11 protein-coding genes and 1 pseudogene are annotated in these 16588 nt (G+C 66.7%); 6 read left to right on the plus strand and 6 right to left on the minus strand.

What is annotated here, in order from left to right:
• Window positions 1-28 precede the first annotated feature (28 nt).
• From gltB to hemE, 3 genes are all read left to right on the plus strand, one after another.
• Complete coding sequence (gene gltB / locus HMPREF2716_RS01710; protein ID WP_023518162.1) at window positions 29-4474, plus strand: glutamate synthase large subunit; 4446 nt, start codon at window positions 29-31, stop codon at window positions 4472-4474.
• Window positions 4475-4502: 28 nt separating this feature from the next.
• Entirely contained in the window at window positions 4503-5936 is a 1434-nt protein-coding gene (locus tag HMPREF2716_RS01715) for an FAD-dependent oxidoreductase (RefSeq protein WP_003095829.1), read from the plus strand.
• A 176-nt stretch (window positions 5937-6112) separates the two neighbouring features.
• Window positions 6113-7180: a uroporphyrinogen decarboxylase gene (hemE, locus tag HMPREF2716_RS01720; protein ID WP_017148632.1), complete on the plus strand. Its 1068-nt coding sequence runs from the start codon at window positions 6113-6115 to the stop codon at window positions 7178-7180.
• A gap of 120 nt (window positions 7181-7300) precedes the next feature.
• Here hemE and HMPREF2716_RS01725 read toward each other — a convergent pair whose 3' ends face one another.
• Together HMPREF2716_RS01725 and HMPREF2716_RS01730 are read right to left on the minus strand one after the other, a co-directional pair.
• Complete coding sequence (locus HMPREF2716_RS01725) at window positions 7301-8281, minus strand: PA5033 family protein (protein WP_003103696.1); 981 nt, start codon at window positions 8279-8281, stop codon at window positions 7301-7303.
• Between the two features lie 73 nt (window positions 8282-8354).
• Window positions 8355-9428: an AraC family transcriptional regulator gene (locus HMPREF2716_RS01730; protein WP_019726983.1), complete on the minus strand. Its 1074-nt coding sequence runs from the start codon at window positions 9426-9428 to the stop codon at window positions 8355-8357.
• A 111-nt stretch (window positions 9429-9539) separates the two neighbouring features.
• Here HMPREF2716_RS01730 and HMPREF2716_RS01735 point away from each other — a divergent pair, with 111 nt between their 5' ends.
• Window positions 9540-10469 carry an oxidoreductase gene (locus HMPREF2716_RS01735; protein ID WP_019726982.1) on the plus strand — a complete coding sequence of 310 codons (930 nt, stop codon included), beginning with the start codon at window positions 9540-9542 and terminating at the stop codon, window positions 10467-10469.
• Between the two features lie 27 nt (window positions 10470-10496).
• Here the strand turns inward: HMPREF2716_RS01735 and HMPREF2716_RS01740 are convergent, their stop codons facing one another.
• On the minus strand, window positions 10497-11813 hold the full coding sequence (locus HMPREF2716_RS01740; RefSeq protein WP_003103690.1) for an MFS transporter: 1317 nt from the start codon (window positions 11811-11813) through the stop codon (window positions 10497-10499).
• A 175-nt stretch (window positions 11814-11988) separates the two neighbouring features.
• Between HMPREF2716_RS01740 and HMPREF2716_RS01745 the strand changes: the two genes are divergently transcribed.
• Window positions 11989-12894: a LysR family transcriptional regulator gene (locus HMPREF2716_RS01745; protein ID WP_003095817.1), complete on the plus strand. Its 906-nt coding sequence runs from the start codon at window positions 11989-11991 to the stop codon at window positions 12892-12894.
• 90 nt (window positions 12895-12984) lie between these two features.
• Entirely contained in the window at window positions 12985-13752 is a 768-nt protein-coding gene (locus HMPREF2716_RS01750; protein ID WP_003103688.1) for a ParA family protein, read from the plus strand.
• Window positions 13753-13773: 21 nt separating this feature from the next.
• Here the strand turns inward: HMPREF2716_RS01750 and HMPREF2716_RS01755 are convergent, their stop codons facing one another.
• The 3 genes and pseudogenes from HMPREF2716_RS01755 to HMPREF2716_RS01765 all read right to left on the minus strand — a co-directional run bounded on the left by HMPREF2716_RS01755 (window position 13774) and on the right by HMPREF2716_RS01765 (window position 16523).
• Window positions 13774-14589 (minus strand): universal stress protein, encoded by an 816-nt coding sequence (locus HMPREF2716_RS01755; protein WP_003161256.1) that lies wholly within the window; start codon window positions 14587-14589, stop codon window positions 13774-13776.
• A 112-nt stretch (window positions 14590-14701) separates the two neighbouring features.
• The gene (locus HMPREF2716_RS01760) at window positions 14702-15154 is read right to left on the minus strand and encodes a YiiD C-terminal domain-containing protein (protein WP_003116142.1); all 453 of its coding nucleotides are present in this window, start codon (window positions 15152-15154) and stop codon (window positions 14702-14704) included.
• A 90-nt stretch (window positions 15155-15244) separates the two neighbouring features.
• Window positions 15245-16523 (minus strand): annotated as a pseudogene (locus tag HMPREF2716_RS01765) (bifunctional O-acetylhomoserine aminocarboxypropyltransferase/cysteine synthase).
• Window positions 16524-16588: the final 65 nt, after the last annotated feature.

Raw genomic sequence — 16588 nt, forward strand, 5'->3', positions numbered from 1 at the left:
AAAAAAGTTTTGCCGGTGAGAGTTCCTTATGAAAGCAGGTCTGTACCATCCTGAAACGTTCAAGGATAACTGCGGATTTGGCCTGATCGCCCATATGCAGGGCGAGCCGAGCCATCAACTTCTGCAAACCGCAATCGAAGCACTGACCTGCATGACCCACCGCGGTGGGATCAATGCCGATGGCAAGACCGGGGACGGCTGCGGGCTGCTGATCCAGAAGCCCGACCTGTTCCTGCGTGCCGTCGCCAGGGAAGCCTTTTCTGTCGACCTGCCCGAGCAATACGCGGTGGGCATGGTGTTCTTCAACCAGGACCCGGTGAAAGCCGAGGCGGCACGCGAGAACATGAATCGCGAGATCGTCGCCGCCGGACTGCAGCTGGTCGGCTGGCGCAAGGTGCCGATCGATACCAGCGTTCTCGGCCGCCTGGCGCTGGAGCGCCTGCCGCAGATCGAACAGGTGTTCATCGGCGGCGCCGGCCTGAGTGACCAGGACTTCGCCATCAAGCTGTTCAGCGCACGGCGCCGCTCGTCGGTGGCCAACGCCGCCGACAGCGACCACTACATCTGCAGCTTTTCGCACAAGACCATCATCTATAAGGGCCTGATGATGCCGGCCGACCTGGCCGCCTTCTATCCGGACCTTGGCGACGAGCGCCTGCAGACCGCGATCTGCGTATTCCACCAGCGCTTCTCCACCAACACCCTGCCGAAATGGCCGCTGGCGCAGCCGTTCCGCTTCCTCGCCCACAACGGCGAGATCAACACCATTACCGGCAACCGCAACTGGGCCCAGGCGCGGCGGACCAAGTTCACCAACGAACTGATCCCCGACCTGGAAGAGCTAGGCCCGCTGGTGAACCGCGTCGGCTCCGACTCGTCGAGCATGGACAACATGCTCGAACTGATGGTCACCGGCGGCATGGACCTGTTCCGCGGCCTGCGCATGATCATCCCGCCGGCCTGGCAGAACGTCGAGACCATGGACGCCGACCTGCGCGCGTTCTACGAGTACAACTCGCTGCACATGGAGCCCTGGGATGGCCCCGCCGGCGTCGTGCTGACCGACGGTCGCTATGCCGTCTGCCTGCTCGACCGCAATGGCCTGCGCCCGTCGCGCTGGGTCACCACGAAGAACGGCTACATCACCCTGGCTTCGGAAATCGGCGTCTGGGACTACAAGCCCGAGGACGTCATCGCCAAGGGTCGCGTCGGTCCGGGGCAGATCCTCGCGGTGGACACCGAGACCGGCCAGGTCCTGCACAGCGACGACATCGACAACCGCCTGAAGTCGCGCCATCCCTACAAGCAATGGCTGCGGCAGAATGCCCTGCGCATCCAGGCGACCCTGGACGACGACCATGGCGTGGCCAGCTACGACGCCGACCAGCTCAAGCAATTCATGAAGATGTTCCAGGTCACCTTCGAGGAGCGTGACCAGGTGCTGCGTCCGCTCGGCGAGCAGGGCCAGGAAGCGGTGGGCTCCATGGGCGACGATACGCCGATGGCGATCCTCTCCCGGCGCATCCGCTCTCCGTACGATTACTTCCGCCAGCAATTCGCCCAGGTCACCAACCCGCCGATCGACCCGCTGCGCGAAGCCATCGTGATGTCCCTGGAAACCTGCCTGGGCGTCGAGCAGAACATCTTCGAGGAAGCCCCGCACCATGCCAACCAGGCGATCCTCACCACTCCGGTGATCTCGCCGGCGAAGTGGCGGACCATCATGACCCTGGACCGCCCGGGCTTCGACCGCCACTTCATCGACCTCAACTACGACGAGTCGATGGGCCTGGAGGCCGCGGTGCGCAACATCGCCGACCAGGCCGAGGAAGCCGTGCGCGGCGGCAAGGTGCTGCTGATCCTCAGCGACCGCCATATCGCTCCCGGCAAACTGCCGGTGCATGCTGCCCTGGCCGTCGGCGCGGTGCATCACCGCCTGGTGCAGACCGGGCTGCGCTGCGACTCCAACATCCTGGTGGAGACCGCCACCGCCCGCGATCCGCACCATTTCGCGGTGCTGATCGGCTTCGGCGCCTCGGCGGTCTATCCGTTCCTCGCCTACGAGGTGCTGGCCGACCTGATCCGCACCGGTGAAGTGCTGGGCGACCTCTACGAGGTGTTCAAGTACTACCGCAAGGGGATCTCCAAGGGCCTGATGAAGATTCTCTCGAAGATGGGCATCTCCACCGTCGCGTCCTACCGTGGCGCGCAGCTGTTCGAGGCGGTGGGCCTGTCCGACGAGGTCACCGGCCTGTGCTTCACCGGAGTCGCCAGCCGCATCCAGGGCGCGCGCTTCGTCGATATCGAGAACGAGCAGAAGCTCCTGGCCGCCGAGGCCTGGAGCAACCGCAAGCCGATCCAGCAGGGCGGCTTGCTGAAGTTCGTCTATGGCGGCGAATACCACGCCTACAACCCGGATGTGGTGAATACCCTGCAGGCTGCCGTGCAGCAGGGCGACTACGAGAAGTTCAAGGAATACACCGCGCTGGTGGACCAGCGCCCAGTGTCGATGATCCGCGACCTGTTGCAGGTGAAGACCGCCGCGCAGCCGCTGGCGCTCGACGAGGTGGAGCCGCTGGAAGCCATCTTCAAGCGCTTCGATGCCGCCGGGATTTCCCTCGGCGCGCTGTCGCCGGAGGCCCACGAGGCGCTGGCCGAGGCGATGAACACCCTGGGCGGTCGCTCCAACTCCGGCGAGGGCGGCGAGGACCCGGCGCGCTACGGCACGCTGAAGAGTTCGAAGATCAAGCAGGTGGCTACCGGCCGCTTCGGCGTGACCCCGGAATACCTGGTCAACGCCGAGGTCCTGCAGATCAAGGTGGCCCAGGGCGCCAAGCCCGGCGAGGGCGGCCAGTTGCCGGGCGGCAAGGTCAACGGCCTGATCGCCCGCCTGCGCTATGCGGTGCCCGGCGTGACCCTGATCTCGCCGCCGCCGCACCACGACATCTACTCCATCGAAGACCTGGCACAGCTGATCTTCGACCTCAAGCAGGTCAACCCGCAGGCGCTGGTATCGGTGAAGCTGGTATCCGAGCCGGGCGTCGGCACCATCGCCGCCGGCGTGGCCAAGGCCTATGCGGACCTGATCACCATCTCCGGCTACGACGGCGGTACCGGTGCCTCGCCGATCACCTCGATCAAGTACGCCGGCTCGCCCTGGGAACTGGGCCTGGCGGAAACCCACCAGACCCTGCGCGGCAACGACCTGCGCGGCAAGGTCCGGGTGCAGACCGATGGCGGCCTGAAGACCGGCCTGGACGTGATCAAGGCGGCCATTCTCGGCGCCGAGAGCTTCGGCTTCGGCACCGCGCCGATGATCGCCCTGGGCTGCAAGTACCTGCGCATCTGCCACCTGAACAACTGCGCCACCGGCGTGGCGACGCAGAACGACAAGTTGCGCAAGGACCACTTCATCGGCACCACCGCGATGGTGATCAACTTCTTCACCTTCATCGCCACGGAAACCCGCGAGTGGCTGGCGCGCCTCGGCGTGCGCAGCCTGGGCGAGCTGATCGGCCGCACCGACCTGCTGGAGATCCTCCCCGGCGAGACCGCCAAGCAGCAGAACCTGGATCTCGCTCCGTTGCTGGGCAGTGAGCTGATCCCGGCCGACAAGCCGCAGTTCTGCGAGGTGGAGAAAAACCCGCCGTTCGACCAGGGCCTGCTGGCCGAGAAGATGGTCGAGCTGTCGAAGGCCGCCATCGAAGGCCTGAGCGGCGGCGAGTACGAGCTGGACATCTGCAACTGCGACCGATCCATCGGCGCGCGGGTATCCGGCGAGATCGCCCGCCTGCACGGCAACCAGGGCATGGCCAAGGCACCGCTGGTGTTCCGTTTCAAGGGCACCGCGGGACAGAGCTTCGGCGTGTGGAACGCCGGTGGCCTGCACCTGTACCTGGAAGGCGACGCCAACGACTACGTAGGCAAGGGCATGACCGGCGGCAAGCTGGTGATCACCCCGCCCAAGGGCAGTCCGTTCAAGACCCAGGAATCGGCCATCGTCGGCAACACCTGCCTGTACGGCGCCACCGGCGGCAAGCTGTTCGCCGCCGGAACCGCCGGCGAGCGCTTCGCCGTGCGCAACTCCGGTTCCCATGCGGTGGTGGAAGGTACCGGCGACCACTGCTGCGAATACATGACCGGCGGTTTCGTCTGCGTGCTGGGCAAGACCGGCTACAACTTCGGCTCCGGCATGACCGGGGGCTTCGCCTACGTCCTCGACATGGACAACACTTTCGTCGACCGCGTGAACCACGAGCTGGTGGAAATCCAGCGGATCAGCGGCGAGGCGATGGAGGCCTATCGCAGCCACCTGCGCAAGGTCCTGGTCGAGTACGTGAACGAAACGGCAAGCGAGTGGGGCGCGAACATCCTGGAAAACCTGGATGACTACCTGCGTCGGTTCTGGCTGGTGAAACCGAAGGCGGCCAGCCTCGGTTCGCTGCTGACCAGCACCCGTGCCAACCCGCAATAAGCGCCCGAAGTTGTGATGAGGTTTCGATATGTCTGAACGTCTGAATTCCGACCGCCTGAACAACGACTTCCAGTTCATCGAAGTCGGGCGCAAGGACCCGAAGAAGAAGCTGCTGCGCCAGCGCAAGCGCGAGTTCGTGGAGATCCACGACCTGTTCAAGCCGCAGCAGGCCGCCGACCAGGCCCACCGCTGCCTGGGCTGCGGCAACCCGTACTGCGAGTGGAAGTGCCCGGTGCACAACTTCATCCCTAACTGGCTGAAGCTGGTTTCCGAAGGCAATATCCTGGCCGCCGCCGAACTGTCGCACCAGACCAACACCCTGCCGGAAGTCTGCGGCCGGGTCTGCCCGCAGGATCGCCTCTGCGAGGGCGCCTGCACCCTCAACGACGGTTTTGGCGCGGTGACCATCGGCTCGGTGGAGAAGTACATCACCGATACGGCCTTCGCCATGGGCTGGCGTCCGGACCTGTCCAAGGTCAAGCCGACCGGCAGGCGCGTCGCGGTGATCGGCGCCGGCCCGGCCGGCCTCGGCTGCGCCGACGTGCTGGTGCGCAACGGCGTGACCCCGGTGGTGTTCGACCGCAACCCGGAGATCGGCGGCCTGCTGACCTTCGGCATTCCCGAGTTCAAGCTGGAGAAGCACGTCCTCAGCCGTCGCCGCGAGGTGTTCACCGGCATGGGCATCGAGTTTCGCCTGAACACCGAGATCGGCAAGGACGTGACCATGGAGCAGTTGCTCGATGAGTACGATGCCGTGTTCATGGGGATGGGCACCTACACCTACATGAAGGGCGGTTTCCCCGGCGAGGACCTGCCGGGCGTACACGACGCCCTGGACTTCCTGATCGCCAACGTGAACCGCAACCTCGGCTTCGAGAAGTCGGCCGAGGACTTCGTCGACATGAAGGGCAAGCGCGTGGTGGTCCTGGGCGGCGGCGACACCGCGATGGACTGCAACCGCACTTCGATCCGCCAGGGCGCCAAGTCGGTGACCTGTGCCTATCGCCGTGACGAAGAAAACATGCCGGGTTCGCGCAAGGAAGTGAAGAACGCCAAGGAAGAGGGCGTGAAGTTCCTCTTCAACCGCCAGCCCATCGCCATCGTCGGCGAGGACCGGGTGGAGGGCGTGAAGGTGGTCGAGACCCGCCTCGGCGAGCCGGACGCCCGCGGCCGCCGCAGCCCCGAACCGATCCCCGGTTCCGAGGAGATCATCCCGGCGGAAGCCGTGCTGATCGCCTTCGGCTTCCGGCCGAGTCCGGCGCCGTGGTTCGAGCGCTTCGAGATCGCCACCGACAGCCAGGGCCGCGTGGTGGCTCCGGCGCAGGCGCAGTTCAAGCACCAGACCAGCAACCCGAAGATCTTCGCCGGTGGCGACATGGTCCGTGGTTCCGACCTGGTGGTGACGGCGATCTTCGAAGGACGTACCGCGGCCGAAGGCATCCTCGACTACCTTGGCGTCTGATCCGCGGCGCCATCGGCGCTGCGACAAATCACCGCGATAGACAAAAGGCACGGCCCCCGCCGTGCCTTTTGTTTTGTGCTTTGCGACAATAGCGGCCCTTTTCGCCCGCCGGCCTGTGGATAACCCCCTTCCGCACGCGCCCGCGTGAAGCCAGCAGCCTTTGATCGGATGCCGTTATGACTGCCCTGAAGAACGACCGCTTCCTCCGCGCCCTGCTCAAGCAGCCCGTCGATGTCACCCCCGTCTGGATGATGCGCCAGGCCGGTCGTTACCTGCCGGAATACCGTGCCACCCGTGCCAAGGCCGGCGATTTCATGAACCTGTGCATGAACCCGGAGCTGGCCTGCGAAGTGACCCTGCAGCCGCTGGACCGTTACCCGCAGCTGGACGCCGCGATCCTCTTCTCCGATATCCTGACCATTCCCGATGCCATGGGCCAGGGCCTGTACTTCGAGACCGGCGAAGGCCCGCGCTTCCGCAAGGTGGTCTCGTCGCTGGCCGACATCGAGGCGCTGCCGGTTCCCGATCCGGAACAGGACCTGGGCTATGTGATGGACGCCGTGCGCACCATCCGCCGCGAGCTGAACGGCCGCGTACCGCTGATCGGCTTCTCCGGCAGCCCCTGGACCCTCGCCACCTACATGGTCGAGGGCGGCTCGAGCAAGGACTTCCGCAAATCCAAGGCGATGCTCTACGACAACCCGAAGGCCATGCACGCTCTGCTGGACAAGCTGGCGCAATCGGTGACCAGCTACCTCAACGGGCAGATCCGCGCCGGCGCCCAGGCGGTGCAGATCTTCGACTCATGGGGCGGCAGCCTGTCGGCGGCGGCCTACCAGGAGTTCTCCCTGACCTACATGCGCAAGATCGTCGATGGATTGATCCGCGAGCACGACGGACGCCGGGTGCCGGTGATCCTCTTCACCAAGGGAGGCGGCCTGTGGCTGGAGTCGATGGCCGAGGTCGGCGCCGAGGCGCTGGGCCTGGACTGGACCTGCGACATCGGCAGCGCCCGGGCCCGTGTCGGTGAGCGCGTAGCCCTGCAAGGCAACATGGATCCCTCGGTGCTCTACGCCAATCCGGCGGCGATCCGCGCCGAAGTCGCGCGGATCCTGGCGGCCTACGGCAAGGGTACGGGGCATGTGTTCAATCTCGGCCACGGCATCACCCCGGAAGTCGACCCGGCCCATGCCGGCGCCTTCTTCGAGGCGGTGCACGAGCTGTCGGCGCAGTACCACGGCTGAGCCGGAACGAAAGAAGGGGAGCCGAGGCTCCCCTTTTTCATGCGCGGGCCGACGGCCCTCCGGCGCGTTGGCTGGCGGGGTCGCGCCGGTGGCGTACCCGCCCTACGCAACCCGCCCGGCTCAACTGCTTACCTTGCCGGTGCGGTCGTTGATCACGAACAGCTTGCCGTTGGCGTCGCGCACGAGGATTTCCGCGCCCGGCTGGCCATCCATGTCGGCCACCGAATCGATGCTGTAGTTGACGTCGCCGATGCGGTAGTCGCTGCTGGCGCCGCTGGCGTGGTGGATGACCCGCACCTTGCCCTGCATCACCACGATCAGCTCGTTGCCCGGCTTGCCGTCGGTGTCCGCGGTGCCGCCATAGAGTGCCCAGGCGCTGGCGCCGATGTTGTATTCCTTGCGGGAACTGGCGTTGCTGATCACGTAGATGCCGGTGCTGGTGCGGCCGATGATCTCCGCGCCGGGCTGGCCGTCGAGGTCGGCGATCTGTGCGAGCGCGTGGTAGCCGCTGAAGGTGAAGTCCTTGGCGCCACTGGTGCGCGGGTCGATGACCTTGACGCCGTTGCCCATGTTCAGCACCAGTTCCTTGCCCGGCGCGCCGTCCACGTCGGCGACGTCGAACAGGCCCCAGGTGCCGTTGTAGCTGAAGGTGGCGTCGCGTTGCGTACGGGTGCGATCGAATACGGTGCGCACGCCGTTGCCGATGCTGAGGATGACTTCGTCGCCGGCGACGTTGTCGACGTCGGTGGCGCGCATGATCGCCCAGGAGACGTTGCCTACCGGGTACTTGCGCTGGGTGGTGCTGGCGTGGGAAACGATCACCAGGTCGGGACCGGCCTTGACCAGGATTTCCGCGCCGGGCTGGCCGTCGGTATCGGTGGCGCCGAAGACCGACCAGACCACGTTGCCGAAGCTGTAGTTGCGGGTGCTGCCGCCTTCCACCACCTGCAGGTTGGCGCCGTCGCGGTAGACCGCGGCGAGCTGGCCGTTGCCCCGCAGGTCCCAGGTTCCTACCAGAACGCCGGCCGCCTGGGCTGCGCTGGCGCAGAGGGAGAACAGTGCCGTGCCGAGCAGGCAGGCGCGCTTGATCGCTGGTTTCATAAAGTCCCTTTCATATCGCTGTCGAGGCCGGCCGGATGCCGGCCGCAGCAGCATAGGACAGCGCTTGCTGCGCTCAAGGGAAACGCGAGGGATTTGTCGAGCGCTTGGCATTTGTTCGTGAAACTGGTTGCCCGCCCAGCAGGCGGGCGCGGGTGTCGCTCGGCGGCTCGCCGGTCCAGCGCTTGAAGGCGCGGGTGAAGTTGGTTGGATCGCTGTAACCCAGGTACAGGGCGATACGCTGCAACGACACCTCGGGACGCCGCAGCAATCGCAAGGCCTGGCGCTGGCGAGCCTGACCGAGCAACTGGCGAAAGCTGGTGCCGGCGTCATGCAGATGCCGCTTGAGGCTGCGGCTGGACAGGTGCAGGCGCGCGGCTACTTCCTCCAGGTTGGGGAAGCGCTGTTCCTGGCGTTCCAGCTCCAGCCGCACGCGGGCGCAGATGTCCCGGCGGCCGGCATCGAGCAGCGCCAGTTCGCGCTCGCAGTGTTCGCGGGCGCGGCGCAACGCAGCCGGATCGGCCATCGGTAGCGAGCGGGCGAGCAGGATGGCGGGGAACACCAACTGGACGTGGGCCTGGTCGTAGCGGCACTGCGGCAGCGGCACAGGCACGGCAGGTTCGGGGTAGTCGAAGTCGAGCCTGCCGACCAGGGCCGGTTCGCCGAGCAGCCAGGCGCCGGAGCGATACAGGCCGATCAGCAGGGCTTCGCTGAAGTACCGGTGCAGCGCCGGCGGGAGCGCAGGGCCTGGCAGCAGGCGCAGGATCACCTGCTCGTCCTCGCGCAGCAGGCTGATTTCGACGTTGCCCTGCAGCAGCGGCATGTAGCGCAGCGCCAGGCACAAGGCATCGCCGAGCGTCGCCGAGGCCATCATCGCGTAGCCCAGGCTGCCATGGGCGGTGGGAGGCGTGCGCAAGGCGAGCTGTGCGCCGAGGCCGGGGTCGCCGCTCAGCGCGAGCGCCGTGGCGGCGATCGCCTGGTACTGCTGCGATGTGACGCGTGCTTCCGGCTCTTCCAGTCGCAGCGTCGACAGACCGATTTCCCGCAGCAGCGCACGTCCGTCCAGGCCGCGTTCCTCCAGCAGGCCGAGCAGCAGGCGCGGATAGGTAGCGGTGATGGTCGGTGCGTCGGAGTCCGTGCGGCGGCTCATGCTGGCGTGTCCTGGCCCGAAATGATCGGCAGTCTGGCGCGAGCGCGTCTGCCGCTGCATTGGCTGGTGCCGCGATACTGCCCGGCAACGCAGTCAAGCGGAGAACGAGCGATGCATCCCTGGGCACGACGCAACATTCCACAACTGGCCGGGCGCCTGGCGCTGGTCACCGGCGCCAACAGCGGCCTGGGTTGGCAGGCGGCGCGCACGCTGGCCGGCAAAGGGGCGACCGTGGTGATGGCCTGCCGCAATCGCGAACAGGCGGAGCGGGCGCGGCGGGCGATCCTCGACGAGTATCCCCAGGCACGCCTGGAGCTGGCCGATCTCGACCTGGCCGACCTCGCCTCGATCCGCGCCTGCGCCACCGGTTTCCGTCAGCGCCACGAACGCCTCGATCTCTTGTTCAACAACGCCGGAGTGATGTTCCTGCCCCTGCGGCGTACCCGCGACGGTTTCGAGATGCAGATGGGCACCAATCACCTCGGCCACTTCGCCCTTACGGGACTGCTGCTGGAGTCGTTGCTGGCCGCTCCACGGCCCAGGGTGGTGGGCATGACCAGCGGTTTCAACCAGTTCGGCCGGCTGCCGCTCGACGACCTCAACGCCGAGCGCGGCTACAACCGCTATCTCGCCTATTGCCACAGCAAGCAGGCCAATCTGCTGTTCAGCCTGGAGTTGCAGCGCCGCGCCGGCCAGCGGGGCGTGCTTCTGCAGAGCCTGGCGGCGCATCCGGGCTACGCGGCGACCAACCTGCAGTACGCGGCGCCGGCGATGTCCGGTTCGCGCCTGGGACGCTGGGCGATGAAGGTGGCCAACGGAGCGTTCGCGCAATCGGCGGAGATGGGGGCGTTGCCGGCACTTTCCGCGCTGACCGAACAGCGCTGGTATGGCGGGGCCTATGTCGGCCCGGATCGCTGGCTGGAAACCCGCGGTTATCCGGCGGCGGCGCGGATTCCGCGGAATGCGCGCGACCTGGGGCTGGCCGCGCGGCTGTGGGCGCTATCGGAAGAACTGACCGGAGTACGCTTCTGGTCGGAGTGAAGGCGCCGGGAGACCGGCGCATCGAACTCAGTGGGCGGCCTGCGCCAGGGTGTTGCCAGGCAGGGCCGGCAGGCGCGCCAGGTGCAGCGAGACCAATACCGCGACCACCAGCAGCGAGCCGATGAACAGCCCGATGCCGTTCCAGCCGTAGTAATGCCAGAACACCCCGCCGAGGGTGCCGGCCAGGCTCGAGCCGACGTAGTAGCTGAACAGGTAGAGCGACGAGGCCTGGCCCTTGGCGCGCAGGGCGCGGCGCCCGATCCAGCTGCTCGCCACCGAGTGCGCGCCGAAGAAGCCGAAGGTGAATAGCAGCAGGCCGGCGAGCATCAGCGGGATCGGCTCGAACAGGGTCAGCAGCAGGCCGCCGAGCATCAGCAGGATGACCGCCCAGAGCACCTTGCGTCGCCCCAGCTTGTCGGCCAGCGAACCGACCCAGGCCGAGCTGTAGATGCCCGAGAGGTAAACCACCGAGAGCACGCCGACCACCGCCTGGCTCATGTGGTAGGGCTCGGCCAGCAGGCGGTAGCCGATGTAGTTGAACAGGGTGACGAAGCTGCCCATCAGCAGGAAACCGATCAGGAACAGCCAGGGCAGTCCGGCGTCGCGGAAGTGCAAGCGGTAGCCGTTGAGCAGGGTCGCCGGTTTCAGCGGTGCCGGCCGGAAGTGTTTCGATTCGGGCAGCACGCGCCAGAACACCAGCGCGGCGACCAGGGCCAGGCCGCCGAGGACCGCCAGTGCGGCATGCCAGGAGATGAAATCGACCAGGACGCCGCTGATCAGGCGTCCGCTCATCCCGCCGATGGCGTTGCCGCCGATGTACAGGCCCATCGACAGGCCGATGTGCTGCGGATGGATCTCTTCGCTGAGATAGGTCATCGCCACCGCGGCCAGGCCGCTCAAGGACAGCCCGACCAGCGCGCGCATCAGCAGCACGCCATGCCAGGTGGGCATCACCGCGCTGCCGAGGGTGAACAGCGCGGCGGCCAGCAGCGAGACGACCATCACCGGCTTGCGACCGATCGCGTCGGAGATCGGGCCGGTGACCAGCAGGCCAAGGGCGAGCATGGCGGTGGCGACGGACAATGCCAGGCTGCTTTCCGCGGCGCTGATGGAAAACGCCTTGGACAGCACCGGCATCATCGGCTGGATGCAGTAGAGCAGGGCAAAGGTAGCGAAACCGCCGGAGAACAGCGCCAGCGAGGTGCGCATGAACTGCGGGGTGCCTTTCTCGATATAGCGTTCGACTTCGGTGGCGGCTTCCAGCACCTCGTTGGCTGCTTCGCGGGCCGCCTCGATTAACGCGGGTTCTTCTTCGGCCTGTGGCCGGACTTGCGGATTGCTCACGGGGCACCTCTGGGGTCGGTGGCGAGCAGGCACAACGAGGCCGCGCCACCTGGATTTCAGGGACAAGGGGTCGTTGTTGGAGGTTATGTGGCAAAGGATATAGATAGGTTTATATGATTTCCAATATATTGATCGACACGATTGATATGTAAAAAGACCTAATTGGAGGGGCCGCGTGGAACTCAGGCACCTGCGCTATTTCATCGCCGTCGCCGAGGAGCTGCACTTCGGCCGCGCCGCCGAGCGCCTGGGGATCTCCCAGCCGCCGTTGAGCCAGCAGATCCAGGCGCTGGAGGAGGAAATCGGTGCGCGCCTGTTCGAGCGCACCAACCGCCGCGTCGAACTCACCGACGCCGGCCGGCTGTTCCTCGACGAGTCCCGCCAGGTGCTGGCCCAGGTAGACAAGGCGGTGTTGCTGGCGCGTCGGGCCCACCTGGGGGAACTGGGCGAGCTGAAGATCGGTTTCACTTCCTCGGCACCCTTCACCTCGACCATACCCAGCAGCATCCATGCCTTCCGCAAGGCCTATCCGGACGTACACCTCGACCTGCAGGAAATGAGCAGCCGCCAGGTACTCAAGGCGCTGCTCGAGGAAAGCCTGCAGGTGGGCGTGATCCGCCCGCTGGCGCTGCCGGATGCGGTGCATTGGGTGGAGTTGTTCCGCGAACCGCTGGTGGCGGTGCTGCGGGCCGACCATCCGCTGGCGGCCGGCAGCGAGGATGGCCTGGCCATCGCCGCCCTGGCCGAGGAGCCCTTCGTGTTCTTCCCGCGCAGCTACGGCACCGGGCTCTACGACCAGGTCATCGCCCTGACCCGACAAGCCGGCTTCAGCCCGCGCATCGCCCAGGAGGCCAGCGAGGCGATGACCATCATCGGCCTGGTCTCGGCCGGACTGGGGGTGTCGATCCTGCCGGCGTCGTTCCGCCGCACCCGGGTCGACGGCGTGGTCTACCGCACCCTGAGCGATCCCGAGGCGACGACTGCGGTATGGCTGGTCCGTCGGCAGAACGAGGGCTCGCCGCTGGCGCTGTCCTTCATCGACCTGGTGACCCGTGAGGCGGCCAGCCTGCGCCGGCGCTGAACCGCTCTACGTCAGGACCGAGACGGCGCTCGCGCTTGCCCGCGGCTTTGCCTATCATCCGGGATCAGGCTCGGCTCACGGAGATTTCCCATGCGGCGCGTGGTGTTCAATCAGAAAGGCGGGGTAGGCAAGTCCAGCATCGCCTGCAACCTGGCGGCGGTCAGCGCGGCGGAGGGCTATCGCACCCTGCTGGTGGACCTGGACGCCCAGGCCAACTCCACGCACTACCTGACCGGACTGACCGGCGAGGACCTGCCGGTGGGGATCGCCGACTTCTTCAAGCAGACCTTGTCTTCCGGGCCCTTCAGCAAGAAGGGCAGGGTCGAGATCTACGAGACGCCGTTCGACAACCTGCACATCGTCACCTCCAGCCCCGAACTGGCCGACCTGCAGCCGAAGCTGGAGTCGAAGCACAAGATCAACAAGCTGCGCAAACTGCTGGACGAACTGGACGAAGACTACGACCGGATCTACCTGGATACCCCGCCGGCACTGAATTTCTACACGGTATCTGCGCTGATCGCTGCCGATCGCTGCCTGATTCCCTTCGATTGCGACAGCTTCTCCCGCCAGGCGCTGTATGGCCTTCTCCAGGAGATCGAGGAACTGCGTGACGACCACAACGAAGACCTGCAGGTCGAGGGCATCGTGGTCAACCAGTTCCAGCCGCGCGCCAGCCTGCCGCAGCAACTGCTCGACGAGCTGGTGGCGGAGGAACTGCCGGTGCTGCCGGTGTACCTGATGAGTTCGGTGAAGATGCGCGAGTCGCACCAGGCTTGTACCCCGCTGATCTTCCTCGAACCGCGGCACAAGTTGACCCAGCAGTTCGTCGAGTTGCACGGGCTGCTCGAAAGCTGAGCAGCCTCTGCGGCAGCGCTTCTACGAGGTAACCAGGACGTCGCAGCTCGGCTGGCGCAGGTAACGTTGCGCCAGGTTGCCGAGCAGCGCCTGCATCAGCGCGTTGCGGCTGTGCCGGCCGAGGGCGAGCAGCTCCGGCTGGCGCTGCTTCAACGCGGCGTCCAGGCTGTACGGCAGCACGCCGGGAACCACTTCGTGGCTCAGCTGCGGCCCGACGCCCGGCAGGCGCTCCTGCTCGTCGCTCAGCAATTGTTCGATCAGCCCGGCCTGGGTGGCCAGGTGCGCGGCATTCTGCCTGGGCAGGCCGAGCACGCTGTCGTCGGGGGACTCGAACACGTGCAGGGCGTGCAGGTCGGCTTCCACCGGCAGCAGGCGGTAGGCCTGGCGCAGCGCGGTACAGGCGCACTGGGAAAAGTCCAGGGCGCTGAGCGCCTGGCGGTAGGGTTCGTCCGCCTCGCGCACGGCGAGCAGCACCGGCACCCGGCTGCGCCGCACCACCTGGTCGAGGGTGGTGTTGCCGAAGCGTTCGAAGGTCTTCTGGTGGTGTGCGCCCATCAGCAACAGGTCCGGTTCGAGCGCCCGGGTCTGCTGCAGGATGCCGTCGATCGGCTGGCCCCTGAACAGGTGGATGGCGCTGTCCTCGTCGAGGCCGGCCTCCTTGCGCTTGAGCTGCAGCATGGCGCTGACGGTCTTCACCGCTGACGCCGATAGCCCCGGGTCGTACACGTGCAGCAGGCTGACCCGCGCATCGTGCTGGCGGGCCAGTTGGGCGGCGCGGGCGAGGGCGACGTCGGCTTCCGGGGTGAGGTCGTGGGCGACCAGGAGGTGGCGGATCATGGCGGACTCCGTGGGATGGCTACGCTGGCTTCTCCACTGTCGCGCCGCAGCTCGCTACGGACCTTGATCCATGGCAGAAAAAACCTTCGCCGTGCCCTGCGAAATCTGCCAGTCAGGGCCGCGCGTGGCTGCGTAGCTGGTACAACGCGGTGCTTTCCGCCACCACCTCCCCCTGCTCGTCGGTGAGTTGCAGTTCGAGGCTGTATTCGGCCTTGCCGCGCTCTCCAGCCTCGGTTTCCAGTTGGCGGATGCGCTCGGCATCCAGGCGTGCCTCGACGCGTATGTCGCCCTTGGCCGGGCGGCGGAAGCGCAAGGTCATCTCCTTGACGATGGGATAGAAGCGGGCGCTGTCGAAGCTGGTCAGGAACAGCGCGCCACCGGGAATTTCGGCGAGGGTGAAGAGCGCCCCGGCGTACATGCTGCCGATGTGGTTCTCGTTGCCGGCGCCCGGCATGCGCAGGCGCACGTAGCCGGGTTCGAGGACTTCCGCCCTGAGTCCGCTGCGCTGGACGAAGGCGATCTTTTCTTCGGTCAGGTGCCTGGCGAGTTCGGTGGGCAGTGGCATGGCGCTCTCCATGTCGGGGATCCCAGCCAGACTAGCCGGCCGGCCAGGCCGGGCAAGGACCGAAACGCTCGCCCGGACTGACCGATCCGCTCAGCGTGCGGCGGCGGCCAGGGCCTGGTCGAGGTCGGCGAGGATGTCGTCGATGTGCTCGATGCCGATCGACAGCCGCACCATGTCGTCGGAGACTCCGGCGCGGGCCAGTTCCTCCGCGTTCAACTGGCGGTGGGTGGTGCTCGCCGGGTGGCAGGCCAGGGACTTGGCGTCGCCGATGTTGACCAGCCGCACCACCAGCTTCAAGGCGTCGATGAAGCGCGCGCCGGCGGCGCTGCCGCCCTGGATGCCGAAGGACAGGATCGCCGCCGGGCGGCCCCCCCAGGTAGCGCCGGGCCAGGGCGTGCTCGGGGTTGTCGGCGAGGCCGGCGTATTTCACCCAGGCCACCTGCGGATGTTGTTGCAGGTAGCGGGCTACGGCGAGGGCGTTGTCGCAGTGGCGCTCCATGCGCAGCGCCAGGGTCTCCAGGCCTTGGAGGATGAGGAAGGCGTTGAACGGCGAGAGCGCCGCGCCCATGTTGCGCAGCGGTACCACCCGGCAGCGGCCGATGAAGGCGGCGGGTCCGAAGGCCTCGGTGTAGGTGACGCCGTGGTAGGACGGATCGGGCGTGTTCAGCAGCGGGAAGCGCGACTTGTTCGCCGCCCAGTCGAATTTGCCGGAGTCGACCACGATCCCGCCGATGCTGGTGCCGTGGCCGCCCATGTACTTGGTCAGCGAGTGCACGATGATGTCGGCACCGTGCTCGAACGGCCGGCAGAGCACCGGGGTGGCTACCGTGTTGTCGACGATCAGCGGTACGCCGTGGCGGTGAGCGGCGTCGGCCAGTGCCTGCAGGTCGATGATGTTGCCCGCCGGGTTGCCGATGGTTTCGCAGAACACGGCCTTGGTCCGCTCGTCGATCAGCGCTTCCAGGGCGGCGATGTCGTCGTGGGCGGCGAAGCGCGCCTGGATGCCGATGCGTGGCAGGGTGTGGGCCAGCAGGTTGTAGGTGCCGCCGTAGAGCTTGGCCACCGAGACGATGTTGTCGCCGGCTTCGGCGACGGTCTGGATCGCGTAGGTGATGGCCGCCATCCCCGAGGCCACCGCCAGCGCCCCGACCCCGCCTTCCAGCGCCGCGACGCGCTGTTCCAGTACATCGTTGGTGGGGTTCATGATCCGTGTGTAGATGTTGCCCGGTACCTTCAGGTCGAACAGGTCGGCGCCATGCTGGGTGTCGTCGAAAGCGTAGGAGGTGGTCTGGTAGATCGGCACCGCCACCGCGCGGGTGGACGGGTCAGGGCTGTAGCCGGCGTGGACGGCCAGGGTTTCCAGTTTCATGCAGCGTTCCTTCGGGCAGATTGGAAGGACGCAGCATGGGAAAGCGCGCCGGGCGGGTCAATGCG

The sequence above is a fragment of the Pseudomonas sp. HMSC076A11 genome (assembly GCF_001810205.1).
Classification (GTDB): Bacteria; Pseudomonadota; Gammaproteobacteria; order Pseudomonadales; family Pseudomonadaceae; genus Pseudomonas; species Pseudomonas aeruginosa.

What these genes read in the sequence shown, in the direction of transcription:
- hemE (WP_017148632.1), top strand. Translation starts at nt 6,113, where the DNA reads ATGACTGCCCTGAAGAACGACCGCTTCCTCCGCGCCCTGCTCAAGCAG.
- HMPREF2716_RS01735 (WP_019726982.1), top strand. Translation starts at nt 9,540, where the DNA reads ATGCATCCCTGGGCACGACGCAACATTCCACAACTGGCCGGGCGCCTG.
- HMPREF2716_RS01755 (WP_003161256.1), bottom strand. Translation starts at nt 14,589, where the DNA reads ATGATCCGCCACCTCCTGGTCGCCCACGACCTCACCCCGGAAGCCGAC.
- HMPREF2716_RS01725 (WP_003103696.1), bottom strand. Translation starts at nt 8,281, where the DNA reads ATGAAACCAGCGATCAAGCGCGCCTGCCTGCTCGGCACGGCACTGTTC.
- HMPREF2716_RS01715 (WP_003095829.1), top strand. Translation starts at nt 4,503, where the DNA reads ATGTCTGAACGTCTGAATTCCGACCGCCTGAACAACGACTTCCAGTTC.
- HMPREF2716_RS01760 (WP_003116142.1), bottom strand. Translation starts at nt 15,154, where the DNA reads ATGCCACTGCCCACCGAACTCGCCAGGCACCTGACCGAAGAAAAGATC.
- gltB (WP_023518162.1), top strand. Translation starts at nt 29, where the DNA reads ATGAAAGCAGGTCTGTACCATCCTGAAACGTTCAAGGATAACTGCGGA.
- HMPREF2716_RS01750 (WP_003103688.1), top strand. Translation starts at nt 12,985, where the DNA reads ATGCGGCGCGTGGTGTTCAATCAGAAAGGCGGGGTAGGCAAGTCCAGC.
- HMPREF2716_RS01730 (WP_019726983.1), bottom strand. Translation starts at nt 9,428, where the DNA reads ATGAGCCGCCGCACGGACTCCGACGCACCGACCATCACCGCTACCTAT.